This window comes from Cyanobium sp. NS01, assembly GCF_014280235.1.
Lineage (GTDB): Bacteria > Cyanobacteriota > Cyanobacteriia > PCC-6307 > Cyanobiaceae > NIES-981.
On the sequence record NZ_CP047940.1, the window covers coordinates 1,496,880 to 1,521,315 of the forward strand.

A 24,436-nucleotide genomic window follows, 5' to 3' on the forward strand; every position below is an offset into this window, starting at 1 on the left:
CCTAATCTGCCCCGACGAGCCGTCATCCCGTCGCGGAGAGTTCAGGAGTTGAACCAGGAGAACAGGCCGATCGAGGCTGAGGATCCGGCGGAGGGCGCCCGCGTCACCCCGGCGCAGCAGCCGGAAAGCCCGTGGGTGTTCTGGCGCAGCGTGGTGCTCACCCTGGCGGTGGCCCTCGGCATCCGCCAGTTCGTGGTGGAGGCCCGCTACATCCCCTCGGGCTCGATGCTGCCCGGCTTGCAGCTGCAGGACCGGCTGCTGGTGGAGAAACTCACCTACCGCCGCGAGGCGCCCCAGCGCGGCGAGATCGTGGTGTTCCGCTCCCCCTACAGCTTTGATCCGGTGCTGGCCGGCGCCGGCGAGCCCAATCCGCTGCGCTGCCTTGTGGTCAACATCCCGTTTCTGGGTTCTCTGCCGGGGGTGAGCGATCCGGCCTGCGACGCCTACATCAAGCGGGTGGTGGCCCTGCCAGGCGAACAGGTGGCGGTGAACCCGAAGGGCGAGGTGTTCATCGACGGCCAGAAGCTCGAGGAGCCCTACGTGGAGAACTACTGCCCCGTCGATGAGCGGGGCATGGGACCCTGCCGCACCCTGAAGGCGCAGGTGCCCCCTGGCCACGTGCTCACCCTGGGGGACAACCGGGCCAACAGCTGGGATGGACGCTTCTGGCCAGGGGGGGCCTTTCTACCGAGCAGCGAGATCATCGGCCGGGCCTTCTGGCGCTTCTTTCCGTTCAACCAGGCGGGAACGCTGCTGCCCCAGGCGCAGCCGGATCCAGCCACCACTGATCCGGCGCCGTGAGCCCGGTGGCCCGCACGGCTCCCGCAGAGGCCTGCGGCGGCCCGGGCTGATTCGCCGCCAGGGAGCCGCCGCCGCCGCCGCCCCAGGCGCTCGGCTGGGCCTCGGGATCAAACAGCAGCCAGCGGCGGCTTCCCGCTACCAGCCGCTCGGCCGGCTGCTGCAGCAGGCCTGAAGGCCCCCAGCTCAACACCTGCCACAGCTGGGACGCACTCCAGCCGCGGCCCCTCACCAACGCGTGCCAGAGCGCCGGCAGCACCAGTCCGTGGTGGCCGCCATGACCGGCTATCCCTGGAGGCCGCTGGTCGAGGGGCAGCATCTGCTCCTCCGCATCGAGGGCCTGATGGTGCACCGCCACGGCGCTGAGCGTGCCGGCGGCGAGAGCGGCGATCAGGGCCTGCCGGTCGCCGGGAGTGCCGAGGGAGGGCTCCAGCCGCCAGCCCTCGGCCGTGGGCGAGAGGCTGCCACTGTCGGCCACCAGATGCCACCAGGCCACCGTGGCCGGCGGGCGCCAGGGGGCCCGCTCCAGGGCGGCCACACCGGCCGCGGTGGAGAGGTTCATCAGATTGAGCACCTGGCCACTGCCCGTGGCCGCCAGGGTGAGCAGGGATTGCAGGGGCAGGGTCTCGCTCACCTGGGGATCGATCGGCCAGCCGGCCCGCAGCGCCTCCACGCCCTCCCGCACGAAGCCGCCACTGGTGAGCGCCAGCTGGCGCGGTGCCACCAGCAGGGGCTGCCGCGGCGCCTCGGCCAGCAGCAGACCGCGCTCCAGCAGCGCCAGGGGCGGACACTCCGGCCCGCCAGCCAGGCCGATGGCGCCGGCGGCGACCTGGAGGGCGTGCAGGGCCAGATCGGTGTCGGCGCCGTCGCGGCTGAAACTGCCCCAGAGCAGCAGTTGCAGCGGGGCCGGCCAGCTGAGATTGAGGCGCTCGGGTCGGTCGCGCCAGGGCCGTGCCCAGGGCAGCAGGGCCACGGTGCCGTAGCCGCCCCTGGCGGCGGCCTCGGCCAGGCTGGTGAGGGTCTCGGCCTGGCCGGTCCAGGGATCGTCCAGCACCGAGTGGGGATCCACCAGCACCGGCGCCAGCAGGGAGCCCCCGGCCGGCCGGGGGCTGAGGCCCAGACCAGCGGCCCGGCGGCTCGCCTCCACACCCAGGGCTTCGAGGCGGCCGTCGGCGCCCAGCAGGGCATCACCCAGCTCCAGCTCGGCCCCGGGACCGCGCAGCAGCTGGACCTGATGCAGCCAGATCGCCTTCATCGCGCTGGCCTAGAGGGCCCCGGCGGCGGTGCGGTCGAGCACCCCGCCGAGGTGGGGGGTGAGGTTCAGGGCGGCCACCATGGGCAGCCCGTCGGCTCCGTGGGGATAGTCGATCACGGTGACGCCGCCGTTGCCCTGCTTGATGGCCCAGATGTCAGCGGGCTTCAGCCCCAGCAGGCCACAGAGGATGGTCTTGTTGACGGCGTCATGGGCCACCACCAGCGCCGTCTCGTCGGGGCCCAGGCTGGCCACGATCCGCGCCCAGGCGGCCAGGGAGCGATCCCACACCTGCTGGAGCGTCTCCCCTTCGGGCATCTGCACGGTCTGGGGGGCCCGCTTCCAGTCAGCAAGGAGCTCTGGCCAGCCGGCCTGGATCTCAGGCTCCAGCTGGCCCTCCCAGAGCCCATGGCCGATCTCCACCAGGCCGCTGCAGGTGGTGAGCGGCACGCCGGGGTGGGAGGCCAGGATCGCTTCGGCGGTCTGGCGGGGCCGCGACAGGCCACTGCTGTAGGCCCGCTGAATGCTGATCGGCCCCAGGAAGCCGCCAGCCGCCTCCGCCTGGGCCAGGCCATGGGCATTGAGGGGGATGTCGATCTGGCCCTGGAACCGGCCCTGGCGGTTCCAGTCGGTTTCGCCGTGGCGCACCAGCAGCAAGCGGGGGCCCGATCCCTTCTTGGGCAGGGGCTCCCCGAGGTGGGCGGTTCCGTTCAGCGACTCCAGCTGCACCGCCGGATCCGCACTGAGTTCGGGGCCGCCGGGGTTCGCGCTGCCTGGGGAGGGGCTGAGGTTGAGCACCGAGATCGAGCCGTTGTCGATGCGCAGACGGCGGAAATCCGAGGCGTCGAGCTGAAGCAGGCGCAGCACCAGGCAGCGCAGAATCGCGTTGTGGGCCACCACCAGCACGCTGGCATCGGCTGCAGCGGTCTGGCCCCCCGCCGGCTGAGGCTCCGCGTCGATCGCGGCGCCATGGCGCTGGAGCAGCCCCGTCAGGAAGCGATCGGCCTGCTGCATCAGCTCGGGAAGCGGCTGATAGTGGCGGCCATCGGCATGCTGGAGCGTCAGGGTGTGGGGCGCCTCCCGCCACAGCCGCTCCCCGTCGGGAAAGCGCTGGCCCAGCTCCTCACGGGTGACGCCGCTCCAGGGGGAGAGATCGATCTCGACCAGGTCGTCATCGTGGATCGCTTCCAGCCCCTGGCCATGGGCCTGGAGCAGGCTGGCGGCGGTGTGGCTGGCCCGGCGCAACGGTGAGGCGTAGGCCGCGCTGAAGGCCACCGCTCGCAGGGCCTCTCCGGCGCGGCGGGCCTGGTCGTGCCCCTCCGGCGTGAGCGTGGAAAGATCGTCCCGTCCCTGGATGCGCCGCTCGGCGTTGAAGCTGCTGAGGCCGTGGCGAACCAACACGATCCGTAGGGCCACCGGCGCTCTGGCTGCTGGCGCCATCGTATGGGAGCACTGTGGAGGCCCCTGGCCGGGCCGCAGGGATCAGCCCCAGGCTGGCGTGCGGGCTGCGCCGGCAGCAGCGGCCCAGGGCGCGCAAGGACAGAATCGGGCCATCACCTTCCCTCCGCAGGACGCCAGCTTGAACGCCCGAGGCTCGAGAACGCCGGCCTGGAAATCGCTTCTGGCCCTGCTCTGCCTGTTGATCACTGGCCTGCTCTGGCTGAACGGCCTCCTGCTCAGCCTGGAGAAACCCACCGTCACCGGGGCCCTGGACCAGCGGCAGCTGGAACTGCGGGCCCTGGCCATGCCTGCGGCGCCCCCCTCGCTGCAGCCCCTGCTCACCGGGGTGGATCCACTCGAGGAACTGCGCCAGTCACTGCTCGCTCAGGACGATGCCGATCCGGGCCCAGGCCAGGGCGAGCCCCTGCTGCAGCTCGCCCTGCTGCAACAGCGCCAGGGCCAGGACATCAAGGCCAGCCAGCTGCGGGATCGCCTGCAGGAGCAGATCCCCAGCGACCAGAGAGCCCTGGTGACGGCCCTGGAGCGGGGACAGCGGCTGGAGCGCTCCCAGCTGGACACCCTGCAACAGCCCTGGAGCCTGCGGCCGCTCACCCAGAGACTGCTCTGTGAAGGGCTGAGCCAGGACCCCCAGGGTTGCGGCACCAGCGGCGCAGCGCAGCAGGCCGTGTGGCGGCTGGTGGGGGTGAGCTGGGCCCCGGGGCTGCTGCTCCTGCTGGGCGTGGGGCTGCTGCTGCGCCAGATCTGGCAACAGTGGCGGGGCCAGGCCCCGGCAGCACCGCGGCTGGAGGGGCCGCCCCTGGATCTGGTGGATGTGACCCTGCTGATCGCCGGCGGTTTCGTGGTGCTGGGGGAACTCACCGTGCCCCTGCTGCTGAGCCCGGCCCTGGGTGCCCTGCTGAGCCCCCTCAACGGCGAACCTGCCCTGCAGCAGGGCCTGCAGGTGCTGCTGCTCTATCTGGGCCTGATGCTGGCGCCCCTCACCATTCTCTGGGCCCAGATGCGAGGCCGCGCCAGCGAGCACATGGGGGAGGGCGAACCGACAGGCGGGCTGCAGTGGCACTGGCGCCCCTTCGGCAGCAGCGCCCTGCAGGCGCTGCAGGTGATGCTGATGCTGCTGCCGATGGTGGCCCTGGTGGGCTGGATCACAGACCGGATCGCCGGCGACCAGGGCGGCAGCAACCCTCTGCTGGAGCTGGTGCTGACCACCGGACAGCCCCTGGCCCTGGCCTGTTTCGCGCTGACAGCGGTGCTGCTGGCTCCCCTTTTTGAGGAAACCCTGTTCCGTGGTGTGCTGCTTCCGGTGCTGGGTCAGCGCGTCGGCCCGGGCCTGGCGGTGCTGCTCAGTGCCCTGATCTTCGCGGCCGCCCATCTCAGCCTCAACGAGCTGGCCCCGCTGATGGTGCTGGGGCTGGGGCTCGGCTGGCTGCGGCTGCGCAGCGGCCGGCTCGGCAGCTGCGTGCTGGTGCACGCGCTGTGGAATGGGTTCACCTTCGCCAATCTGCTGTTGCTGGCCGGATAGAAGCCTTGCTGAGGCCGCGGCGGGGTGGTTCACTTGCGCAGAGTTCCGCAGCATCCGTGGTCGCCTCGTTCGTCCCCCGGCAGGCCTCCACCCGCCAGCCCCTTGAGGGCCCCACTTCCGTGTTTCCTGCCCCTGCCACCCGGGCCACGGGAAACCGTCGCGCTGTCGACGGCGCCCCGCTCCAACTGATCCAGGGCTCGCTTTCGGGTCAGAAGGTGGCCCGGCGGGCCCCCTGGTTGGCTGGATTGCATCGGGTGGCCGATGGTGCCCTGGTGGGCCTGGGCCTCTGCATGCTGGGGCTCAGTGGCCTCACCCTGCACTGGCAGAACCACTGGGGGCAGAGCTATCAGGCCCTGGAAGCGGCCCAGGTGCTGGAGCACCGGCTGCAGGAGTCGGCTGCCCTGCTGGAGCAGCACCACCTCAGTGCCGTGGGTAAACCCGGCCGGCTCGTGCCCACCGCCAGCCACCAGCTGATCCACCTGCCCATGGCCAAAGGCCAGCCGCCCCACCCCGCCGAGCCCCTGCTCAGCAGCCTCGAGATCCGCCGGATCCCTGCCGGCTACTGAGTCCTACGGCCGCAGCCCACCCCCTCGGCCCTCCCCAGCCATGGCGCAGCAAGCCCCTCCCCACACCCCCCGCCTGCCCCGCACCGCCAGGCCGGGCCGCCCTGGCCGCTCCGAGCGGGTGGTGGCCATGCAGCCCCTGCCGACGCACCGCCTGCTGCTGGTCTATGGCCTGCTGGCCACGGCCCTGGTCGGTCTTGGAGCGCGGCTTGCCTGGCTGCAGGTGATCGACACCCAGAACCTCCAGAACCGGGCCCGGGCGATCCAGACCCAGTCGGTGGCGCCGCTCGGCAAGCGGCGCACGATCGTGGATCGCAACGGCCGCCTGGTGGCCCTCGATGAGCAGCGCTTCACCCTCTGGGCCCACCCGCGCTACTTCAACTTTCCCGGCGACGATCCCCAGAAGCTGCGCCGACCCGACGAGGTGGCCAGCCGTCTCGGCGCGGTGCTGGCCCAGCCCAGCGAGACCCTGCTGCAGAGAATGGCGGGTCGCCCCAGCGGCGTGAAACTCGGCACCGACATCGATCCCGAAACCGCCGACCGCATCCGCCGGCTCAACATCAGCGGCATCGATCTTGAGGCCTACCCCCAGCGGGTGTATCCCCAGGGCAGCCTGTTCGCCAATCTGGTGGGCTTCCTCAACCTGGAGCGGGTGCCCCAGGCAGGGCTCGAGCAGAGCCGCAACAGCGACCTGCAGCGCAACGAGACCACCCTGCGCATGCGCCGCGGCGCCGACGGCACCCCGCTTCCGGAGGGCATGGCCGCCGGCTCGCTCTATGGCGACGACCTCAGGCTGCAGCTCACCCTCGACGCCCGCCTGCAGCAGGTGACCCAGAAGGCCCTGCACGACCAGGTGAAGAAGTGGAAGGCCAAGCGCGGCGCGGCTCTGGTGATGGACGTGCGCAACGGCGAGATGCTGGCGCTGGCCTCGGTGCCCACCTACGACCCCAACCGTTTCTGGAGTTTCAATCCGGGCCTGTTCCGTGAATGGTCCGTGCAGGACCTCTACGAGCCGGGCTCCACCTTCAAGCCGATCAACCTGGCCCTCGCCCTGCAGGAAAAGGCCATCCAGGCCGACGGCAAGGTGTTTGATAACGGCTCCCTGAGCATCGGCGGCTGGCCGATCTTCAACCACAACCGCCAGGGCAACGGCCTGATCGACTTCCCCACGGTGCTGGAGGCCTCCAGCAACGTGGCGATGGTGAAGGCCATGGGCAAGGTGAAGCGGGAGCGCTTCTGGCAGTGGCTGAGCACGATCGGCATCGACGAGCGCCCCGACACCGACCTGCCCGGGGCCGTGGCCGGCGAACTCAAGGACCGCAAGACCTTCATCAGCCATCCGATCGAACCCGCCGTGGCGGCCTTCGGCCAGGGCTTCTCGCTCACGCCGCTGAAGCTGGCCCAGCTGCACGCCATGCTCGCCAACGGCGGCCGCCTGGTGAGCCCCCACATCACCCGGGGCCTGCGCTCAGGGGACGCCCTGGCTCCTGCCCCCGGCGGCGGGGGCCTGCAGGTGCTGGATCCGGAGGTCACCAAAGTGGTGATGGGCTGGATGGAAACCGTGGTGGCCAACAGCAAGAGCCTGGGCATCCACATTCCCGGCTACCGGATCGGCGGCAAGACGGGCACCGCCCAGAAGGCCGAGCGCGGCATGTACATCCCTGGAGCCCTGATCACCAGCTTCGTGGGCCATCTGCCGATCGACGATCCCCGCTATGTGGTGCTGGTGGTGGTGGATGAGCCCAAGGGCGGCAACACCTACGGCTCCACCGTGGCGGCGCCGGTGGCCCGCAAGATCATCGACGCCCTGCTGGTGCTGGAGCAACTGCCCCCCTCCGATCCCAAGGCCCTGGGCGCCAGTCGAAGCAAGGCGGCCAACCCTTCCGCGGGCTGAGCGGGCCCCGCTGTGTGGCCATTCGCGCAAGGAGCAAGGGCCTTGAGGGGGGGGCAGCGGCGTTCTGGCTAGCGTGACCAGGCACCGGCACCCCACCAGGCATGGCCAATCTGCTCGACCAACTGTCCGCCATGACCGTGGTGGTCGCGGACACCGGCGACATCGAGGCCATCCAGCAGTTCACGCCCCGCGACACCACCACCAACCCCTCCCTGATCCTGGCGGCGGCCCAGATCCCGGCCTACCAGGAGCTGATCGACCGATCCCTGCGGGAGTCGAGAGCGGTGATGGGAGCCGAGGCCGGCGCCGATGCGGTGGTGCGCGAAGCCCTCGATGAGATCTGCGTCACCTTCGGCAAGGAGATCCTCAAGATCGTGCCGGGCCGCGTGTCCACCGAGGTGGATGCGCGGCTCAGCTACGACACCGAAGCCACGATCGCCAAGGCCCGGCGGCTGATCGAGCTCTACGCCGAAGCCGGCATCGGCAAGGACCGGGTGCTGATCAAGGTGGCCTCCACCTGGGAGGGCATCCGGGCCGCCGAGGCGCTGGAGCAGGAGGGCATCCACTGCAACCTCACCCTGCTGTTCTCCTTTGCCCAGGCCGTGGCCTGCGCCGAGGCCGGCGTCACCCTGATCTCCCCCTTCGTGGGCCGCATCCTCGACTGGTACAAGAAGAGCACCGGCCGCGACAGCTATCCCGGCCCCGAGGATCCGGGCGTGGTGTCGGTGACGGAGATCTTCAACTACTACAAGACCTACGGCTACAAGACCGAGGTGATGGGGGCCAGTTTCCGCAACACCGAGGAGATCATCGAGCTGGCCGGCTGCGATCTGCTCACCATTTCCCCCGCGCTGCTGGCCCAGCTGCGCAACACCCAGGGCTCCCTGGAGCGCAAGCTCAACGCCTTTGATCCGGCCCCGACCCGGCCCCAGGTGCACCTCGACGAGGCCGCCTACCGGGCCATGCTGGCCGAGGACCCCATGGCCACCGAGAAGCTCGATGAGGGGATCGGCGGCTTCATCAAGGCCATCGAAACCCTTGAGGCCCAGCTGGCGCATCGGCTGGGGGAACTTGAGGGAGGCGCCGCCTTCGGCCATGCGGTCCACGAGATCTTCCTGCTCAACGACCTTGACGGCGACGGCTGCATCACCCGCGAGGAATGGCTCGGCAGTGACGCCGTCTTCGACGCCCTCGACACCGACAAGGACGGCCGGCTGGCGCCTGAGGATGTGCGCGGCGGTCTCGGGGCGGCCCTGGCCCTGGCCGGTCGCTGAGCCGCAGCCCCACCGCCGCGGTGCAGACTGTCAGCCCTGCCTCATTGAGTCGGCTGCGTGAACGCCCTCCGCACCATGCGCGCCCTCGCCAGCACAGGCGAGGTGGTCAGCGTTGAACCCGGTGCCCTGATCTTCGGCTCGGGAGAATCCGGCGACTGCATGTTCGGCCTGCTCGAGGGCCGGGTGGAACTCACCTGGAACGGTGACCAGGGCCATGAACAGATCAACGCCGGCGATGTGTTCGGCGCAGGAGCCCTGGTTACCAGTGAGCACCGCCGCTACGGCAATGCCCGGGCCCTCACCCCCTGCCGGCTGCTGGTGATGAACCGCGAAAAGTTCCTGTTCGCCGTTCAGGAATCACCGATGTTCGCCATCGAACTGCTGGGCTCGATCGACAAGCGCCTGCGCCAGCTCAAGGACTGCACCCGCATCTGAGTGCGCCGGCTTCAGCCGTTGCGCAGCAGCAGCCGGCGGATCACCCGCTGGGCGATGTCGCCGTAGCCCATCTCCCCGGAGAGGATCTGGGCGATGCGCCGCGGCGCCGTGGGGCGCTTGATGCCCAGCTGATAACCCACCCGGGGCACCCGGTAGAACACCTGGGCCATGCGCCGGCCCCAGGCCATCGACTCGCCCCACTCCCGCCGCATCGTGGCGCTGTAGGCCGCCAGCGCCCCGGCCTCACCGCCCAGCCAGCGATCGATGGCGAAGGCGGCCTGGCAGCCACTGAGCAGGGCCGGTCGCAGGCCCTCGGCCAGGAAGGGATCGCAGAGGGAGGCCGCATCACCGGCCAGCACCACCCCATCACCATGCAGGGCGTGGTGGCCATCCCAGAGCCGCAGCTGGCCGGCGCTGCGCACCCCGGCCCCGGGGGCAAAACCGAGGCTGGGCAGCAGGCGCGTCAGCACGGCTTCGGCCGCCACCGGGTCGCGGCCCACAAAGGTGCCGAGGCCGATGCTGTAGCCCCCCTGGCGCGGGAAAGCCCAGCAGAAGCCCTGGCGCACCAGGCCGAAATCAAAACGGGCCGCCGCCGGGTCGCTCACCTCGCCCTCCAGTTCCACCGACACGGTGGAGGCGAAGCGGGGCCGCCTCGGGCCCAGGCCCAGGGGGCCCGCCAGCCGGGAGCCGGAACCATCCGCCACCACCACGGCCCTGGCCTGCAGGCCCTGCGGCGTCCCATCAGGGCCCTGCACCTCCACTCGCCAGCCGCCCGCAACGGGCCTGAGGGAGCGCACCTCGGTGCTGGGCTGAAAGTCCACGCCGGCCGCCACACCCTGTTCGGCGAGGAAGGCATCCAGGCGGGAGCGGCGCACGATCCAGAAGGGGGCCTCCCCAGGCAACTCCGCCAGCACCGGATCCTGCAGGGCCCAGGTGAACCGCACCCGCTCAACCACGGTGTCGACGGCGGGGCGCAGATCGAAGGGAAACCAGCGCTGCACGGAGGCCGCCATGCCGCCGCCACAGGGCTTGCTGCGCGGGAAGGCGGCAGCGTCGAGAAGCAGCACCTCGCGGCCGAGCCGGGCCAGGTGGAAGGCCGCCGCCGCGCCGGCGGCACCGGCACCCACCACGATCACCTCGGGCCTGCAGTCCGCCAGCTCACTCACGGGGGAGCGCTCACACCTTGAGAATCTCGGCTTCCTTTTCGGCCAGGTGCTTGTCCAGCTCAGCGATGAACCGGTCGGTGAGCTTCTGCACCTTGTCCTGCTCGTCGCGGCTCTGATCTTCGGAGAGCTCGCCGTCCTTCTCCTGCTTCTTGATCCGGTCGATGCCGTCGCGCCGATTGTTGCGCAGGGCAACCTTGCCCTCCTCGGCATACTTGGACGCGATCTTGCAGAGCTCCTTGCGCCGGTCTTCGGTGAGGGGAGGGATGTTGATGCGGATCAACCGGCCGTCGTTGTTGCAGGTGAGGCCGAGGTCGCTCATGGCGATCGCCTTTTCGATCAGCCCCATGGCGCCCATGTCGAAGGGCTGGATCTGAATCGTCTGCGAGTCGGGCGTGGAGAGGCTGGCCAGGGATTTGAGCGGCGTTTCAGCGCCGTAATACTCCACGCTGATCTTGTCGAGCAGTGAGGGGTTGGCCCTGCCGGTGCGGATGGTGTTGAAGTTGCGCAGGGCGGCATCCACCGATTTGCGCATGCTGGCTTCGAGGTCCATGGCGGGTGGTGCGGGGGCAGGGCGAAGAAAGGGAGGGCAGGTGCTGCCGAATGGCCGGGGCTTTCGGACTCGCTGATCGGGAACCGTGGGGAGAGTACTCACGGCTGCGGGCGGGCGCCTCAGGCGGGATGGATGCGGGTGCCGATCGGCTCGCCGGCCACGGCTCGGCCGATGTTGCCGGGCCCGAACAGGTCAAACACCACGATCGGGATGGCGTTGTCCTTGCAGAGGGCGATCGCCGCGCCATCCATCACCTCCAGCTCACTGCTGAGCACCTCCAGGAAGGAGAGGCTCTCAAAGCGGCGGGCATCGGCATGCTTGGCCGGGTCCTTGTCGTACACGCCGTCCACCTTGGTGGCCTTGAACACCACATCGGCACTGATCTCAGCGGCCCGCAGGGCGGCGGTGGTGTCGGTGGTGAAAAAGGGATTGCCGGTGCCGGCCGCAAAGATCACCACCCGCCCCTTCTCCATGTGGCGGATGGCGCGGCGGCGGATGTAGGGCTCCGCCACGGCCTGCATCGAGATCGCGCTCTGCACCCGGGTGGGCACCCCGGCCCGTTCGAGGCCGTCCTGCAGGGTGATGGCATTCATCACGGTGGCCAGCATGCCCACGTAGTCGGCGGTGGCCCGGTCCATGCCGGCGGCACTGCCCTTGAGGCCACGGAAGATGTTGCCGCCGCCCACCACGATCGCCAGCTGGGTGCCGTCGGCCACACAGGCCGCCACATCGGAGGCGATCGCCTTCACGATCTCCGGATCGATGCCGTAGCCCTGCTCTCCCATCAGCGCCTCACCGCTGAGTTTGAGGAGCACCCGCTGATAACCCATCGACACCACGGATTTGCCGCACCGTAGCAATGGCCCTGCTGCCGGCCCCGTCTCTGCCCCCGGCGGCGGCAAGGCTTGCCGGCCGCCGGGCCCGGCGCTTCACTGCTGCAAAGCAGCACAGCCATGGCTCCCGCGCCGAAGCCGCCCACGGTGCGGTCCTGTCAGCTGATGGCCCGGCTGACCCTCTCGGCCCTGGGTCGCGCCGCTGAGCAGCCCGGCATCTGGAGCGAACCTGCTGTGCACCGGGCCGTGCTGATCAGCGGCCTCTCGGTGCTGGTGAGTGGCCTGGCCCAGCTGCAGGACGACCTGGGCTGATCGGGCAGCTTCGGTGCAGGTTTTCAGTATTCGATGCCGGCCTGGGCCTTGACGCCCTGCTCCCGGAACGGATGGCGCACCAGGGTCATCTCGGTGACGAGATCGGCCCGCTCCAGCAGCTGCGGCGGGGCGCCGCGTCCGGTGAGGGCGACGTGGGTGAGGGGCGGCCGCAGGGCCAGGCCCTCCAGCAGCTGGTCCACCGCCAGGTAGCCCAGCTTGAGGGCCACGTTCACCTCATCGAGCACCACCAGCTTGCGCTCCGGGTCAGCGAGGTAGGCGCAGGAGCGCTCCCAGGCCTTCTGCACCAGGGCCCGGTCGCGCTCACGGTCCTGGGTTTCCCAGGTGAAGCCCTCGCCGAGGGCATGCCAGTGCAGGGCCTCTCCGAACACGGCCAGGGCCCGGGCCTCGCCGGGCTGCCAGCCGCCCTTGATGAACTGCACCACCGCCACCTTCTCGTCGTGGCCCAGGGTGCGCAGCACCAGGCCCAGGGCCGCCGTGGTCTTGCCCTTGCCCTGGCCGGTGAACACCAGTACCAGCCCCTTCTCCAGGGAGCGCTCCCCCACCCGCTGCTGCTGCACCTCCTTGCGGCGGGCCATGCGGCGCTTGTAGCCCTCCTGGTCAGGCTCGGGGGCGAGGGCGCCGCCGGGGCCGAGGTCCTGGGCGATCTGATCGAGGCTGGAATCCGGCATCGGCGGGGAAAGGGGAACGGGGAGACGGCGCCAGATCACTCTGACCTGCCCCGGGCCAGGGCCGCATCGACGGCCTGCTGCTGGTCGCGGCGGGTGATCCAGTGGTGGTAAGTGCGGGTGTGGATCGCCACGGAGTGGCCCATCATGCGGGCCGCCACAGTGTCGGGCAGGCCGATGTGGATCGTGCGCACGGCCCAGGCGTGGCGCAGGTCGTAGGGGGTGATCGGCAGCGCGTAACGCCGGAACTGCTCCGCCACCCGCCGGCCTACCTGCTGCAGGGTGGTGTGCCCCAAGTTGGTGGTCACCGGCGGCAGGGCGGCGCCGCCGCCAGCGAGGGCCGCCAGGCCGAAGTGATCCACCCAGTGCGGCTGAAACGGCCACACCTGGTGTTCCCCGGTCTTGCTGGTGGGCAGCACTCGGATCACCCGGTCAGCCCCCGGGGCCAGAGCGGAGAGATCGGCGAAGAACGCCTCGTGGTTGCGCAGGCCGTAGGTGGCCAGCAGCCCGTACACCAGCCGCCAGCCGGGGTTGGGGATGCGCTCCAGCAACCCCAGGATCTCGGTGTCGCTGGGCAGCTGGCGGTAGCGGGCCAGGTGCAGCCCATAGCCGCTGGCCTGGGCGGCCCAGTCCGGGGGGAGCTCCAGCTGGCGCTCGCGGGCCAGGGCGGCCAGGGCCGTGCCGCACTGCTGACGGCTGCGGCTGCCCGGGGCGTAGCTCTCGAGGGTGCGGCGCAACAGGCTCTCGCTGCGGGCTCCAGGCGCCTCGGAGCTCAGCTGCAGCAACCGCCGCAGGTAGGGGCGGTAGGCGGCACTCCAGGTGGTGCGGCTGCCGGCGGGGTTGAGGCGCCGGCGCGGATCGGCGAAGAAGGCCAGCTTGAAGGCCTGCACCTGGGCGCCCCAGCCGTCGGCGTCGCCGGGTGCCGGACTGGCGCCCCCCCCGGCGGACTTGGCGGGCCGGTGCGCCGGGCGCCGGCTCCAGCGGGCCCAGTCGAACTGGCCCAGCTCCAGCTGGCGCTGCGCCTCCCGCAGCCTCTCGAGGGCCTCCCCCACCCCGGCCGCTGTGGCGGGAAGGGCCAGGCTCAGCCGCTGCACCCGGTCGTGCCCGGCCCCGGTGCGGCAGGGCAGGGGGCCCCGCAGGCTGAGCTTGCCACCGCGCATCTCCAGCCGCAGCCTGAGGCCAGCGGCCGCCAGACGCCGGTTGTGCTGGCTGATCAGGGCCGCCGTGGCTTCGCTGGAATCGGCCCCAGCCAGGGCCCCAATGGCGCTGAGGGCGGGGCTCACAGCAGGGCACATAGCAGCAGCGGATCGGGGCGCGATGGCTCCGGTGCGGACTGGGCCGACCCTATCGATGGCTGTCGCGCACCGCTAGGGCCCAGCCTGCAGCGTTACGCTCACGGCCATCACGCCGTACGGAACAGAAGGCATGGCCAAGGTTGGCGTGCTGCTGCTGAACCTCGGGGGTCCCGAGCGGATCCAGGACGTGGGGCCGTTTCTGTACAACCTTTTCTCCGATCCGGAGATCATCCGGCTGCCCAATCCAGCCCTGCAGAAGCCCCTGGCCTGGCTGATCAGCAGCCTGCGGGCCGGCAAGTCCCAGGAGGCCTACCGCTCCATCGGCGGCGGCTCACCCCTGCGTCGCATCACCGAGCAGCAGGCGCGGGAGCTGCAGAGCAGCCTGCGCCAGCGGGGCATCGAGGCCACCAGCTACGTGGCGATGCGCTACTGGCACCCCTTCACCGAGTCGGCCGTGGCCGACATCAAGGCCGACGGTGTGGATGAGGTGGTGGTGCTGCCCCTCTACCCCCACTTCTCGATCAGCACCAGCGGCTCCAGCTTCCGGGAGCTCAAACGCCTGCGCCAGGCCGACCCCGGCTTCGAGCGGCTGCCGATCCGCTGCATCCGCAGCTACTACGACGACCCCGGCTACATCAGCGCCATGGCGGGCTTGATCGCCAGGGAGATCGAGCAGTGCCCTGACCCGGCCACGGCCCATGTGTTCTTCAGCGCCCATGGCGTGCCCAAGAGCTACGTGGCCGAGGCCGGCGACCCCTACCAGCGGGAGATCGAAACCTGCGCCGAGCTGATCATGGCCAGGCTGAAAGCTGATCTGGGCCACTCCAACCCCTCCACCCTGGCCTACCAGAGCCGGGTGGGCCCGGTGGAGTGGCTGCGGCCCTACACCGACGAGGCCCTCGAAGACCTCGGCGCCCAGGGCGTGAAGGACCTGGTGGTGGTGCCGATCAGCTTCGTGAGCGAGCACATCGAGACGCTCGAAGAGATCGACATCGAATACCGCGAGATCGCCACGGAGGCAGGCATCACCAACTTCCGGCGGGTGCCGGCCCTGGACACCACGCCGGCCTTCATCACCGGCCTCGCCGACCTGGTGCAGCACGCCCTGGAGGGACCGGAAGTGAACCTGGATCAGGCCGCCGCCCTGCCCACCAAGGTGAAGCTCTATCCCCAGGACAAGTGGGCCTGGGGCTGGAACAACAGTTCCGAAGTGTGGAACGGCAGGCTGGCCATGGTGGGCTTCTCCGCCTTCCTGCTGGAACTGCTCAGTGGACGAGGACCGCTCCATGCCCTTGGGCTGCTCTGAAGGCATGGCCGTGCTCAGGGCCGCAGGGAGGGCAGCAGGGAGGGCACTGACGCCGGCACGCCTGCTGCTGGCCTCCCTGGTGCTGACGCCCCTGCTGGCCGGCCCGCCCTCCGCCCGTGCCGAAAGCTGGCGGCTCGGGGCCTTCCCCGTGGCCAGCTTCGCCGGCTTCACCAGCGCTTTCGGCATGCGCGTGCACCCGATCGGGGGCGACGTGCGCCCCCACTACGGTCTGGACATCGCCGCTCCCCTGGGCTCCCCGGTGCGCAGCTGGTGGGGCGGCGTGGTGCAGGAGGTGATCAACGACGGCGGCTGCGGCGTGGGGCTGGTGATCCGCTCCGGGGCCTATGAGCACATCTATTGCCACCTGGCGGGCCGGGGCTCAGCAGGTGTCTACCGCAGCGGCGCGGTGCAGCTCAGGGTGGGCCAGGGCGTGCGCACCGCCCAGCTGATCGGCCATGTGGGGATGAGCGGCAGCACCACCGGCCCCCACCTGCACTGGGGGTTGCGCCACGGCGGGCGCTGGATCGATCCAGCCCAGGTGCTGCGGGCCATGGCCCGGGCCAGACAAGCTCCAAAAACCGCTCCAGCGCCTAGGGTTGCTGGTGTCCGATAGTGGCCCCATTGGTGGGCCTGCTGCAGCCGTGACGCTTACGCCCCTCGCCTCTGCGGCCCAGTCCGCTCCCGCCCCAGCCGCGCTGGCTGAGAGTGAGGGCGGCCGGCGCAGCCAGCGGGTGACAGGCGGCTATGCCCTGATGGATGCCCTGCACCGCCATGGGGTGGAGCACATCTTCGGCTACCCCGGCGGGGCGATCCTGCCCATCTACGACGAGCTGCACCAGGCCGAGAGCCGCGGCTGGCTCAAGCACATCCTGGTGCGCCACGAGCAGGGGGGCACCCATGCCGCCGACGGCTACGCCCGGGCCACCGGCAAGGTGGGCGTGTGTTTCGGCACCTCCGGGCCCGGGGCCACCAATCTGGTCACGGGCATCGCCACCGCCCACATGGACTCGGTGCCCATGGTGGTGATCACCGGCCAGGTGCCACGGGCCTCGATCGGCACCGACGCCTTTCAGGAAACCGACATCTTCGGCATCACCCTGCCGATCGTGAAGCACTCCTGGGTGGTGCGCGATCCGCGCGAGATCGGTCGCATCGTGGCTGAGGCCTTCTTCATCGCCGCCACCGGCCGGCCCGGTCCGGTGCTGATCGACGTGCCCAAGGACGTGGGCGCCGAACAGTTCGACTACGTGCCCGTGGAGCCCGGCACGGCCATTCCGGCGGGCTTCCGCCTGCCCCCCCGGCCCGATCCCGACCGGATCCACCAGGCCCTGGACCTGATCGGCCAGGCTCGCCGCCCCCTGCTCTATGTGGGCGGTGGCGCCATCAGCAGTGGCGCCCACGACCAGGTGCGCCAGCTGGCCGAGGCCTTCCGCCTGCCCGTCACCACCACCTTGATGGGCAAAGGCGCCTTCGATGAAACCCACCCCTTGTCCGTGGGCATGCTGGGCATGCACGGCACCGCCTACGCCAACTTCGCCGTCACCGAGTGCGACCTGCTGATCGCCACGGGCGCCCGCTTCGATGACCGGGTGACCGGCAGGCTGGATGGCTTCGCCCCACGGGCCCAGGTGATTCACATCGACATCGACGCCGCTGAGGTGGGCAAGACTCGGGTGCCCGATGTGCCGCTCGTGGGCGACGTGCGCCAGGCGCTCGAAGGCCTGCTCCAGGCCGCCGGCGTCGACGGCTCCGGCACCGACCGCTCCCAGGGCCGCACCGAGGCCTGGCTGGAGCGCATCGACAGCTGGAAGCACCAGTACCCCCTGGTGACGCCGGCTCCGGAGGGTGAGATCGCCCCCCAGGAGGTGATGATCGCCCTGCAGGAGCTGGCCCCCAGTGCCTACGTCAGCACCGATGTGGGCCAGCATCAGATGTGGGCGGCCCAGTACCTGCACAACGGACCGCGCCGCTGGATCAGCAGTGCCGGCCTGGGCACGATGGGTTACGGCATGCCCGCGGCCATGGGCGTGCAGACCGCCTTCCCCGACCAGCAGGTGATCTGTGTGGCCGGCGATGCCTCGATCCTGATGAACATCCAGGAGCTCGGCACCCTGGCCCAGTACAACCTGGCCGTGAAGGTGGTGGTGATCAACAACGGCTGGCAGGGGATGGTGCGCCAGTGGCAGGAGAGCTTCTACGACGAGCGCTATTCCGCCTCCGAAATGACCGGTGGGATGCCGAACTTCGAAGCTCTGGCTGAGGCCTTCGGGGTGCGCGGCGTGTTGATCACCGAGCGCTCCAGCCTGCGCCAACAACTCCAGGAAGCCCTCGACCACCCCGGCCCGGCCTTCATCGACGTGAAGGTGCGCCGCAACGAGAACTGCTACCCGATGGTTCCCCCCGGCGCCAGCAATGCCCAGATGGTGGGGCTCCCCTCCCACCCTGAACTCGCCATCGACACCACCAGGCAATGCAACAGCTGCGGCATCAGTACAGCCAGCGACCACCGCTTCTGCCCCAGCTGCGGCGCCAAGCTCTGAACCTGCTGCTGGCACTTCTGGCCGGATGGCTGCTCTGGCCCAGCGCGGCCCAGGCTGCTGAGGTGCTGCAGGTGCGGGGCAACGGCCAGTTGCAGGTGGGCGACGGCAACCGCAGCTACACCGTGGCCCTCGCCTGCATCCGCATCGACCCCTCTGGCCAGGCCGAAGTCGCCGACTGGCTGCGCAGCGATCTGCCCCGCCGCAGCCGCGTCAACCTGCGGCCGATGGGCACAGCCGATGGCATGCTGCTGGCCAGGGTCACCCGGCTGGCGCCAGAGGGCTCGGACCAGCTGGACCTGGGTGCCAGCCTGGTGCAGCGAGGCCTGGCCACCCCTGACCCGGACGGTATCGAGGACTGCCGGAGCAGCTCATGAGCCTGAATCGCACCGCCAAGGGGGTTGTGCTGGTGCCCACCCTGCTGCTGGGGGGCGCCTTCCTGGCGGCTGCCGTGTGGAGTGACGGGCCAGGGGGCGACAACCGCACCCTGGCCGCCGTGCTGGGCGGCCTGCTGATGGGCTCCGGGCTGCTGGCCCAGCTGCTGCCGGAGCCCGCCGCGGAGAACGTCCGCGACAGTCAGCGAACAGAAGACCAGTCCTGAAACGTGTCAGACAACGTCTCAGATCTGATGGCTCCGGACTGATGGCTCTGGACTGATGGCTCCGGACTAGTTCCTCTGAACGGCGTTGGAGTACTCAGTGATCACGTCATCGACAAACTTCTTGTCGGCGCCGGCGAGTTTGGCGTAGCAGCCCTGGCGCACCCGGCCCACCACCTGAATGATCGCGCCATTGGCGATCTGCTCGGGCTGAAGCGTTCCGGCGTTGGCCACCTGGCTGCCGTAGCGGCTGGTCACCACATAGGTGATGGCCTTGGCGTTGGAGAGCACGACCTGCTCCACCGGAACCTTGGACTCCACGGCGAGCTCGCACACGTTGACCGCGGCGGCGAGGGCCATGTCATTCATCAACTCCATCGAGGCCGGCTTGGCGGCCGCCTGAGCCAGGGCCGCAGGAGCCAGGGAGGTCGCTGCCGCCAGCGCCACCGCCAGGGAGGTGGTCACGGATGCAGCAGTGGTGGCAAGCATCCGTGCGCTGAGGGCGGGGCCGGCCTGGGAGAAACGAAACACGAAAACCGTGGGTGGGGCGTGCTGAATCACTCCACTGTGCCACCCGGAATCGGGCTCACCCAGTCTTTAGGCCCATTCACAGTCGGAGCGCAGACTGTCCATCCGGGCCAGATTCAGCTCAGCCGCACCGCCGCTGATGGCCCCTGCCGACCCCCTGGTGCTGCCGCTGGCAGCGGTGGATCTGAAGGCCCTGCCCCAGGTGGGCGGCAAGAACGCCTCCCTCGGAGAGATGATCCGGGAGCTCGGCAGCCAGGGGGTGCGGGTGCCCGGCGGCTTTGCCACCACGGCGGCCGCCTACCGCCACTTCCTCGCCGTCAACGGCCTCGAACCCCAGCTCAAAGACCTGCTGGATGGGCTCGACAGCAGTGATCTCGGCGCCCTGCAGGCCGCAGGCGCGGCCTGCAGGGCGCTGCTGCTCCGCTCCCCCCTGCCGCCAGATCTGCAGCAGGCGATTGTGGAGGCCTTCCGCGCCCTGGAGCCCGACGGCGCACCGCCGGCAGTGGCCGTGCGCTCCAGCGCCACGGCCGAAGACCTGCCCCAGGCCTCCTTCGCGGGCCAGCAGGACACCTTCCTCAACGTGCGCGGTGAACAGGCCCTGCTGGCCGCCTGCCGCCGCTGCTACGCCTCCCTGTTCACCGACCGGGCCATCTCCTATCGCCAGATCCACGGCTTCGAGCATCTGGAGGTGGCCCTCTCGATCGGCGTGCAGCGGATGGTGCGCTCCGACCTGGCCGCCTCAGGCGTGATGTTCAGCATCGACACCGAGACGGGCTTTCGTGACGCGGTGCTGCTCACCGCCGCCTACGGCCTGGGGGAAACGGTGGTGCAGGGCGCGGTGAACCCCGATGAATATCTGATCTTCAAGCCCACCCTGGAGCAGGGATTTGACGCGATCGTGCACCGGCGCCTGGGCAGCAAGGCGATCCGGATGGTCTACGCCGACCCCCCTCCGAGCGGCGGCGGCGCCCCCGAGCCCGGCCATGCCAGCACCCTCACCCAGCCGGTGCCGGAGCAGGAACGCTGCCGCTTCGCCATCAGCGATGCCGAAGCCCTGCAGCTGGCCCGCTGGGCCTGTGCGATCGAGCGCCACTACAGCGCCCAGCGGGGTGCCCCCACCCCCATGGACATCGAGTGGGCCAAGGACGGCGGCAGCGGTGCGCTGTACGTCCTGCAGGCCCGGCCGGAAACGGTGGAATCCCGCCGATCAGCCGCGGTGTTGAAAACCTGGCATCTGGCACCCCACAGCGCCGAGCCACTCGCCCAGGGGAGAGCGATCGGCGCCTCGGTGAGCAGCGGGCGGGCCCGGATCCTCAGCCATCCCGGCGAGATCGCCCGGTTCTCCCCGGGGGAGGTGCTCGTCACCGAGCGCACCGATCCCGACTGGGAGCCGATCCTCAAACGGGCCAGCGCCGTGATCACCGACCAGGGCGGCCGCACCTGCCACGCGGCGATCATTGCCCGCGAGATGGGGATCACGGCCATCGTCGGCACCGGCGACGGCAGCCGCCGCATCCCCGATGGGGAAGAGGTGACCGCCAGCTGCTGCGAGGGCGATCAGGGCCGGGTGTACCGCGGCGCCCTGCCCTTCAGCGTGGAGGAGAGCCCCCTGGACGACCTGCCCTCCACCCGCACCCGGATCCTGATGAACGTGGGCAACCCCGAGGAGGCCTTCAAGCTGGCGGCCATCCCCTGTGACGGGGTGGGGCTGGCCCGGTTGGAGTTCATCATCGCCAACCACATCCGGGTGCATCCGCTGGCCCTGCTGGAGCCGGAACGGGTGACGGACGCCGGTGAGCGCCAGGCGATCGCCCGCCTCACCGCCGGCTATGCCGAGGCGAGTGAGTACTACGTGGATCGGCTGGCCCAGGGCATGGCGCGCCTTGCCGCGGCGTTCTACCCGCGACCGGTGATCCTGCGCTTCTCCGACTTCAAGAGCAACGAGTACGCCCGGCTCCTGGGCGGCGGCGGCTTCGAACCCCGCGAGGACAACCCCATGCTCGGCTGGCGCGGCGCCTCCCGCTACTACGCCCCGGCCTTTCGAGCGGCGTTCGGCCTCGAGTGCCGTGCCCTGCGGCGGGTGCGGGAGGCGATGGGGCTGGTGAACGTGATTCCGATGGTGCCCTTCTGCCGCACCCCCGAGGAGGGGGATCGGGTGTTGGCCGAGATGGCGCAGCACGGACTGGTGCGCGGCCAACACGGCCTGCAGGTGTACGTGATGTGCGAACTGCCCAGCAACGTGATCAGCGCCGAGGCCTTCGCCGAGCGCTTCGATGGCTTCTCGATCGGCTCCAACGACCTCACCCAGCTCACCCTGGGGCTGGATCGCGATTCAGCCCTGGTGGCTGATCTGTTCGACGAACGCGACGCCGCGGTGAAGGCGATGATCCAGCTGGCGATCCGCACGGCCCACCGCTGCGGCCGCAAGATCGGCCTCTGCGGTCAGGCCCCCAGCGACCATCCCGACTTCGCCGCCTTCCTGGTGGAAGAGGGCATCGATTCGATCAGCCTCAACCCCGATGCCGTGCTCAGCAGCCGCATCGCCGTGGCCGCGATCGAAGCCGAGCTGGCGGGCCGCAGTGGTGCCTGCTGAGGGGTCTCCGTCCAGCCACTTGCCCGGGGCGCTCCCGGCACGGCCATCACCCTGGCCGCGTCAGCCGGTAGGGCTCGCCGGGGATCGGATCAATGAAGCGCGCAGGCTCAGCTACGGCGGCGATGGCTCCGGCAGCCTCGGCTGCACTACCCCGCTGCCAGAGGGCGCGGCTGAGCAGGCCATCGAAACGCACCTCGCCACCGGCCGTGCTGGCCAGCACGGTGGAGGGCCGCAGCCGCTCCAGCAGCTGGGGCAACACCTGCCGGCCCCGCACAAAGGCCCCGGCCAGGGGAAGGCCCAGGTCCACCACCGGCGTGATCACCGCATCGAGGGGTTCGGCCGCCAGGCTGGGATCGAGGTAGCCGTGGGGCTCGAGGTAGAGGCTGCCGGCGGCATGCTCAAGCCGGTAGCCGTTCTCCACCTGGGGCACCGGGGCCCCTGCCGTGGCAAGGATGGTGAGCCCTTGGATGCTGTAGGACTGACCTGGGGCCAGGGCGGTCACCTGCTGAAAACCCAGCTCCCGAGCGCGGCAGGCCGCCGTGGGGGAGGCCACCACGGGCAGCTGCGGATCCAGCAGCGCCAGGCTGGCGGGATGGCAGTGGTCGGGCAGGCCCTGGGTGAGCAGCAGCAGATCCAGCCGTTCCGGGGCGGGCCAGGGGCGGGGCAACTCTCCGCGGAACAGCCAGGGGCCCGGCGGGAACTCCAGGGTTCCGGTGAGCCAGGGGTCCACCAGCACCCTCAGCTGGTCGAACTGCAGCAGCCAACCGTTGGCGCCGAAGTAGGTGGCTTCGAGTCCGCAGACCTCGGGGGCGGAAGACATGGAGGCAGGCGCTGCGAGATCGGGGTGGGAACGTGCACAGACTCGCCTGAGCCCCTGCCCCCAGACGCTAGGAAGTTGGAATCGGCAGCGGCACGGCAGCGGGCCTCAGCTGCCAGAGCTGCATGGCATGGGCGCCGCTGCGGAGCACGCAGAGCACCGCCAGGGCGACACAGAGAGGGCAGTGGGCCAGACCCATGGGCAGCGAGCAGGTCCCTGATGGGCACGGCGTTGTCCCCACCATGGCAGGGGCGCCGGGTGAGGAGGGTGGCGGAGCGGCACGATTGCAACAGAACCGGGCCGATCTACAACGGGAGCACCCTCCAGGAGATCCCTTGCTGCGGCTGAGTGAGCTGAAGCTGCCCCTGGACCATGGAGAGGCCGAGCTGCCGGCGGCGATCTGCTGGCGACTGCGGCTCAGGCCTGGCCAGCTGCGCGACCACCACCTGGTGAAGCGCAGTGTCGATGCACGCCGCGGCAAGCCGATCCAGCTGGTGTACAGCCTGGATCTGGTGCTCGATCTCAGTGAGCGTGAGCAGGAGCGGCTGCTGCAGCGCTTCCGCGGCGATCCCCACCTGAGGCCCAGCCCCGACAGCACCTATCACCCCGTGCTGCCCGCCGGCAGCGGCAGCAACGGCACCGCCACCCGGCCCGTGGTAGTGGGCGCCGGACCCTGCGGCTATTTCGCCGCCCTGCTGCTGGCCCAGATGGGGCTGCGCCCCCTGCTGCTGGAGCGGGGTCCGGCCGTGAAGCAGCGCAGCGCCGACACCTTCGGCTTCTGGAAGGGCCAGCTTCCGTTCAAACCGGAGTCGAATGCCCAGTTCGGCGAGGGCGGTGCCGGCACCTTCTCCGACGGCAAGCTCTACAGCCAGGTGAGCGAACCTCTCCCCTACTGCCGCAAGGTGCTGGAGGAACTGGTGGCGGCAGGAGCCAACCCGGAGATCCTCACCCTGCACCACCCGCACATCGGCACCTTCAAGCTGGCGACGGTGGTGCGGGGGCTACGGCAGCGGATCGAGGCCCTCGGCGGGGAGGTGCGCTTCGGCAGCAGGGTGGAGGGACTGCTGCTGGCCCCAGGCAGCCGCAGGGTGCAAGGCGTGCGGCTGGCCGATGGCCACACGATCACCACCACTGCGGTGGTCTTGGCGGTGGGTCACAGCGCCCGCGACACCTTCCTGAGGCTCGAGGAGTGCGGCGTCGCCCTGGAGCCCAAGCCCTTCGCCATCGGTCTGCGGATCGAGCATCCCCAGCCCCTGATCGACCGGGCCCGCTGGGGCGAGGCCGCCGGCCACCCCCGCCTGGGCGCCGCCGAGTACAAGCTGGTGCATCACTGCAGGGGGCCTGGCCTGAAAGGCCGCAGCGTCTACAGCTTCTGCATGTGCCCGGGCGGCCTGGTGGTGGGGGCAACCTCGGAGGCCGGCGCGGTGGTGACCAATGGCATGAGCCAGCACTCCCGCAACGAGCGCAATGCCAACAGCGGCCTGGTGGTGCCGGTGACTCTTGAGGATGTTCGCCCCTACGGCCGCTTCGAAGACGACCCCCTTGCCGGGGTGGCCTTCCAGAGGCACTGGGAACAGCTGGCCTTTGCCGCAGGTGGAGGCACCTACCAGGCACCGGTCCAGACCGTTGCCAACTTCCTCGCTGGCATCGACCCAGATGGACAGGGCGAAGGGGGCAGCACGGGCGTGGTTGCCTCCTACCAGCCAGGGGTGCGTGGGGCCAACCTGGGTGGCTGCCTGCCGCCCTATGTGATGGAGGCCCTCAGGGAAGCGCTACCGGCCTTTGAGGGCAGGCTTCCGGGGTTCTGCAGCTCCAGTGCCCTGCTCACCGGCGTGGAAACACGCACGTCATCACCGGTGAGGATTCCACGCGATCGCACCAGCCTGGAAAGCCTCAACACCCCCGGGCTCTACCCGGGAGGCGAAGGGGCTGGCTATGCCGGCGGCATCCTTTCAGCCGCCATCGACGGCATCAAACTGGCTGAGCAGGTGGCTCTGGCCGTGGCTCAATCCTGAGCAG

At 70.2% G+C, this 24,436-nt stretch carries 24 protein-coding genes; 14 read left to right on the plus strand and 10 right to left on the minus strand.

Annotated elements, in window-relative coordinates:
* Positions 1-48 precede the first annotated feature (48 nt).
* The gene (gene lepB / locus CyaNS01_RS07795) at positions 49-801 is read left to right on the plus strand and encodes a signal peptidase I (protein WP_370561483.1); all 753 of its coding nucleotides are present in this window, start codon (positions 49-51) and stop codon (positions 799-801) included.
* On the opposite strand, the gene CyaNS01_RS07800 is transcribed toward lepB, so the two are convergent.
* Both CyaNS01_RS07800 and CyaNS01_RS07805 read right to left on the minus strand, forming a co-directional pair.
* Complete coding sequence (locus CyaNS01_RS07800; protein WP_186696595.1) at positions 734-2,053, minus strand: dihydroorotase; 1,320 nt, start codon at positions 2,051-2,053, stop codon at positions 734-736. The two genes, lepB and CyaNS01_RS07800, sit on opposite strands and share 68 nt — an antisense overlap.
* A gap of 9 nt (positions 2,054-2,062) precedes the next feature.
* Positions 2,063-3,466 (minus strand): histidine phosphatase family protein, encoded by a 1,404-nt coding sequence (locus CyaNS01_RS07805; protein ID WP_222934172.1) that lies wholly within the window; start codon positions 3,464-3,466, stop codon positions 2,063-2,065.
* 163 nt (positions 3,467-3,629) lie between these two features.
* Here CyaNS01_RS07805 and CyaNS01_RS07810 point away from each other — a divergent pair, with 163 nt between their 5' ends.
* From CyaNS01_RS07810 to CyaNS01_RS07830, 5 genes are all read left to right on the plus strand, one after another.
* Entirely contained in the window at positions 3,630-5,030 is a 1,401-nt protein-coding gene (locus CyaNS01_RS07810) for a CPBP family intramembrane glutamic endopeptidase (protein ID WP_186696597.1), read from the plus strand.
* A 119-nt stretch (positions 5,031-5,149) separates the two neighbouring features.
* A complete protein-coding gene (locus CyaNS01_RS07815; RefSeq protein ID WP_225875565.1) occupies positions 5,150-5,596 on the plus strand; it encodes a hypothetical protein in 447 nt (148 codons plus the stop codon).
* A 40-nt stretch (positions 5,597-5,636) separates the two neighbouring features.
* Complete coding sequence (locus CyaNS01_RS07820; protein WP_186696599.1) at positions 5,637-7,487, plus strand: penicillin-binding protein 2; 1,851 nt, start codon at positions 5,637-5,639, stop codon at positions 7,485-7,487.
* 101 nt (positions 7,488-7,588) lie between these two features.
* Entirely contained in the window at positions 7,589-8,761 is a 1,173-nt protein-coding gene (locus CyaNS01_RS07825) for a transaldolase (protein ID WP_186696600.1), read from the plus strand.
* A gap of 57 nt (positions 8,762-8,818) precedes the next feature.
* Positions 8,819-9,196 carry a Crp/Fnr family transcriptional regulator gene (locus tag CyaNS01_RS07830; protein WP_186696601.1) on the plus strand — a complete coding sequence of 126 codons (378 nt, stop codon included), beginning with the start codon at positions 8,819-8,821 and terminating at the stop codon, positions 9,194-9,196.
* 11 nt (positions 9,197-9,207) lie between these two features.
* Here CyaNS01_RS07830 and CyaNS01_RS07835 read toward each other — a convergent pair whose 3' ends face one another.
* The 3 genes from CyaNS01_RS07835 to pyrH all read right to left on the minus strand — a co-directional run bounded on the left by CyaNS01_RS07835 (position 9,208) and on the right by pyrH (position 11,742).
* A complete protein-coding gene (locus CyaNS01_RS07835) occupies positions 9,208-10,362 on the minus strand; it encodes an NAD(P)/FAD-dependent oxidoreductase (protein ID WP_186696602.1) in 1,155 nt (384 codons plus the stop codon).
* Between the two features lie 10 nt (positions 10,363-10,372).
* Positions 10,373-10,912: a ribosome recycling factor gene (frr, locus tag CyaNS01_RS07840; RefSeq protein WP_186696603.1), complete on the minus strand. Its 540-nt coding sequence runs from the start codon at positions 10,910-10,912 to the stop codon at positions 10,373-10,375.
* Between the two features lie 119 nt (positions 10,913-11,031).
* Positions 11,032-11,742 carry a UMP kinase gene (gene pyrH, locus CyaNS01_RS07845; protein ID WP_186700482.1) on the minus strand — a complete coding sequence of 237 codons (711 nt, stop codon included), beginning with the start codon at positions 11,740-11,742 and terminating at the stop codon, positions 11,032-11,034.
* A 123-nt stretch (positions 11,743-11,865) separates the two neighbouring features.
* On the opposite strand from pyrH, the gene CyaNS01_RS07850 reads away from it, so the two are divergent.
* A complete protein-coding gene (locus CyaNS01_RS07850; protein WP_186696604.1) occupies positions 11,866-12,057 on the plus strand; it encodes a hypothetical protein in 192 nt (63 codons plus the stop codon).
* 23 nt (positions 12,058-12,080) lie between these two features.
* Here the strand turns inward: CyaNS01_RS07850 and cobO are convergent, their stop codons facing one another.
* Together cobO and CyaNS01_RS07860 are read right to left on the minus strand one after the other, a co-directional pair.
* Positions 12,081-12,746 carry a cob(I)yrinic acid a,c-diamide adenosyltransferase gene (cobO, locus tag CyaNS01_RS07855; RefSeq protein WP_186696605.1) on the minus strand — a complete coding sequence of 222 codons (666 nt, stop codon included), beginning with the start codon at positions 12,744-12,746 and terminating at the stop codon, positions 12,081-12,083.
* Positions 12,747-12,781: 35 nt separating this feature from the next.
* Positions 12,782-13,903, minus strand: a complete 1,122-nt coding sequence (locus CyaNS01_RS07860) for a site-specific integrase (protein WP_225875928.1) — start codon at positions 13,901-13,903, stop codon at positions 12,782-12,784.
* Positions 13,904-14,168: 265 nt separating this feature from the next.
* Between CyaNS01_RS07860 and hemH the strand changes: the two genes are divergently transcribed.
* From hemH to CyaNS01_RS07885, 5 genes are all read left to right on the plus strand, one after another.
* Positions 14,169-15,344, plus strand: coding sequence for a ferrochelatase (hemH, locus tag CyaNS01_RS07865; protein WP_186696606.1), 1,176 nt, complete (start codon positions 14,169-14,171; stop codon positions 15,342-15,344).
* 4 nt (positions 15,345-15,348) lie between these two features.
* Positions 15,349-15,957, plus strand: coding sequence for a M23 family metallopeptidase (locus CyaNS01_RS07870; RefSeq protein WP_186696607.1), 609 nt, complete (start codon positions 15,349-15,351; stop codon positions 15,955-15,957).
* A gap of 139 nt (positions 15,958-16,096) precedes the next feature.
* Positions 16,097-17,884: a biosynthetic-type acetolactate synthase large subunit gene (gene ilvB, locus CyaNS01_RS07875; protein ID WP_370561810.1), complete on the plus strand. Its 1,788-nt coding sequence runs from the start codon at positions 16,097-16,099 to the stop codon at positions 17,882-17,884.
* On the plus strand, positions 17,815-18,258 hold the full coding sequence (locus CyaNS01_RS07880) for a hypothetical protein (RefSeq protein WP_225875567.1): 444 nt from the start codon (positions 17,815-17,817) through the stop codon (positions 18,256-18,258). The genes ilvB and CyaNS01_RS07880 overlap by 70 nt, the downstream gene beginning before the upstream one ends.
* Positions 18,255-18,482 carry a GIVxVP protein gene (locus CyaNS01_RS07885; RefSeq protein ID WP_186696609.1) on the plus strand — a complete coding sequence of 76 codons (228 nt, stop codon included), beginning with the start codon at positions 18,255-18,257 and terminating at the stop codon, positions 18,480-18,482. Before CyaNS01_RS07880 ends, CyaNS01_RS07885 begins: the two co-directional genes overlap by 4 nt.
* Before the next feature lie 66 nt (positions 18,483-18,548).
* On the opposite strand, the gene CyaNS01_RS07890 is transcribed toward CyaNS01_RS07885, so the two are convergent.
* Positions 18,549-18,944 (minus strand): hypothetical protein, encoded by a 396-nt coding sequence (locus CyaNS01_RS07890; RefSeq protein WP_186696610.1) that lies wholly within the window; start codon positions 18,942-18,944, stop codon positions 18,549-18,551.
* Positions 18,945-19,146: 202 nt separating this feature from the next.
* Here CyaNS01_RS07890 and ppsA point away from each other — a divergent pair, with 202 nt between their 5' ends.
* A complete protein-coding gene (ppsA, locus tag CyaNS01_RS07895) occupies positions 19,147-21,600 on the plus strand; it encodes a phosphoenolpyruvate synthase (RefSeq protein ID WP_186696611.1) in 2,454 nt (817 codons plus the stop codon).
* A gap of 46 nt (positions 21,601-21,646) precedes the next feature.
* Here ppsA and CyaNS01_RS07900 read toward each other — a convergent pair whose 3' ends face one another.
* Both CyaNS01_RS07900 and CyaNS01_RS14770 read right to left on the minus strand, forming a co-directional pair.
* Entirely contained in the window at positions 21,647-22,420 is a 774-nt protein-coding gene (locus CyaNS01_RS07900) for an MBL fold metallo-hydrolase (RefSeq protein ID WP_186696612.1), read from the minus strand.
* A gap of 67 nt (positions 22,421-22,487) precedes the next feature.
* Positions 22,488-22,616, minus strand: a complete 129-nt coding sequence (locus CyaNS01_RS14770; RefSeq protein WP_255459996.1) for a hypothetical protein — start codon at positions 22,614-22,616, stop codon at positions 22,488-22,490.
* Positions 22,617-22,752: 136 nt separating this feature from the next.
* Here CyaNS01_RS14770 and CyaNS01_RS07905 point away from each other — a divergent pair, with 136 nt between their 5' ends.
* Positions 22,753-24,432, plus strand: coding sequence for an NAD(P)/FAD-dependent oxidoreductase (locus tag CyaNS01_RS07905; RefSeq protein WP_186700488.1), 1,680 nt, complete (start codon positions 22,753-22,755; stop codon positions 24,430-24,432).
* The last annotated feature ends 4 nt before the right edge of the window (positions 24,433-24,436 follow it).

Excerpts from the sequence above, each read along its gene's own strand:
- CyaNS01_RS07800 (WP_186696595.1), bottom strand. The coding sequence starts at position 2,053 with ATGAAGGCGATCTGGCTGCATCAGGTCCAGCTGCTGCGCGGTCCCGGG.
- CyaNS01_RS07820 (WP_186696599.1), top strand. The coding sequence starts at position 5,637 with ATGGCGCAGCAAGCCCCTCCCCACACCCCCCGCCTGCCCCGCACCGCC.
- CyaNS01_RS07825 (WP_186696600.1), top strand. The coding sequence starts at position 7,589 with ATGGCCAATCTGCTCGACCAACTGTCCGCCATGACCGTGGTGGTCGCG.
- frr (WP_186696603.1), bottom strand. The coding sequence starts at position 10,912 with ATGGACCTCGAAGCCAGCATGCGCAAATCGGTGGATGCCGCCCTGCGC.
- pyrH (WP_186700482.1), bottom strand. The coding sequence starts at position 11,742 with ATGGGTTATCAGCGGGTGCTCCTCAAACTCAGCGGTGAGGCGCTGATG.
- CyaNS01_RS07850 (WP_186696604.1), top strand. The coding sequence starts at position 11,866 with ATGGCTCCCGCGCCGAAGCCGCCCACGGTGCGGTCCTGTCAGCTGATG.
- cobO (WP_186696605.1), bottom strand. The coding sequence starts at position 12,746 with ATGCCGGATTCCAGCCTCGATCAGATCGCCCAGGACCTCGGCCCCGGC.
- CyaNS01_RS07860 (WP_225875928.1), bottom strand. The coding sequence starts at position 13,903 with ATGCGCGGTGGCAAGCTCAGCCTGCGGGGCCCCCTGCCCTGCCGCACC.
- hemH (WP_186696606.1), top strand. The coding sequence starts at position 14,169 with ATGGCCAAGGTTGGCGTGCTGCTGCTGAACCTCGGGGGTCCCGAGCGG.
- CyaNS01_RS07870 (WP_186696607.1), top strand. The coding sequence starts at position 15,349 with ATGGCCGTGCTCAGGGCCGCAGGGAGGGCAGCAGGGAGGGCACTGACG.
- ilvB (WP_370561810.1), top strand. The coding sequence starts at position 16,097 with ATGGATGCCCTGCACCGCCATGGGGTGGAGCACATCTTCGGCTACCCC.
- CyaNS01_RS07880 (WP_225875567.1), top strand. The coding sequence starts at position 17,815 with ATGCAACAGCTGCGGCATCAGTACAGCCAGCGACCACCGCTTCTGCCC.
- CyaNS01_RS07885 (WP_186696609.1), top strand. The coding sequence starts at position 18,255 with ATGAGCCTGAATCGCACCGCCAAGGGGGTTGTGCTGGTGCCCACCCTG.
- ppsA (WP_186696611.1), top strand. The coding sequence starts at position 19,147 with ATGGCCCCTGCCGACCCCCTGGTGCTGCCGCTGGCAGCGGTGGATCTG.
- CyaNS01_RS07900 (WP_186696612.1), bottom strand. The coding sequence starts at position 22,420 with ATGTCTTCCGCCCCCGAGGTCTGCGGACTCGAAGCCACCTACTTCGGC.
- CyaNS01_RS14770 (WP_255459996.1), bottom strand. The coding sequence starts at position 22,616 with ATGGGTCTGGCCCACTGCCCTCTCTGTGTCGCCCTGGCGGTGCTCTGC.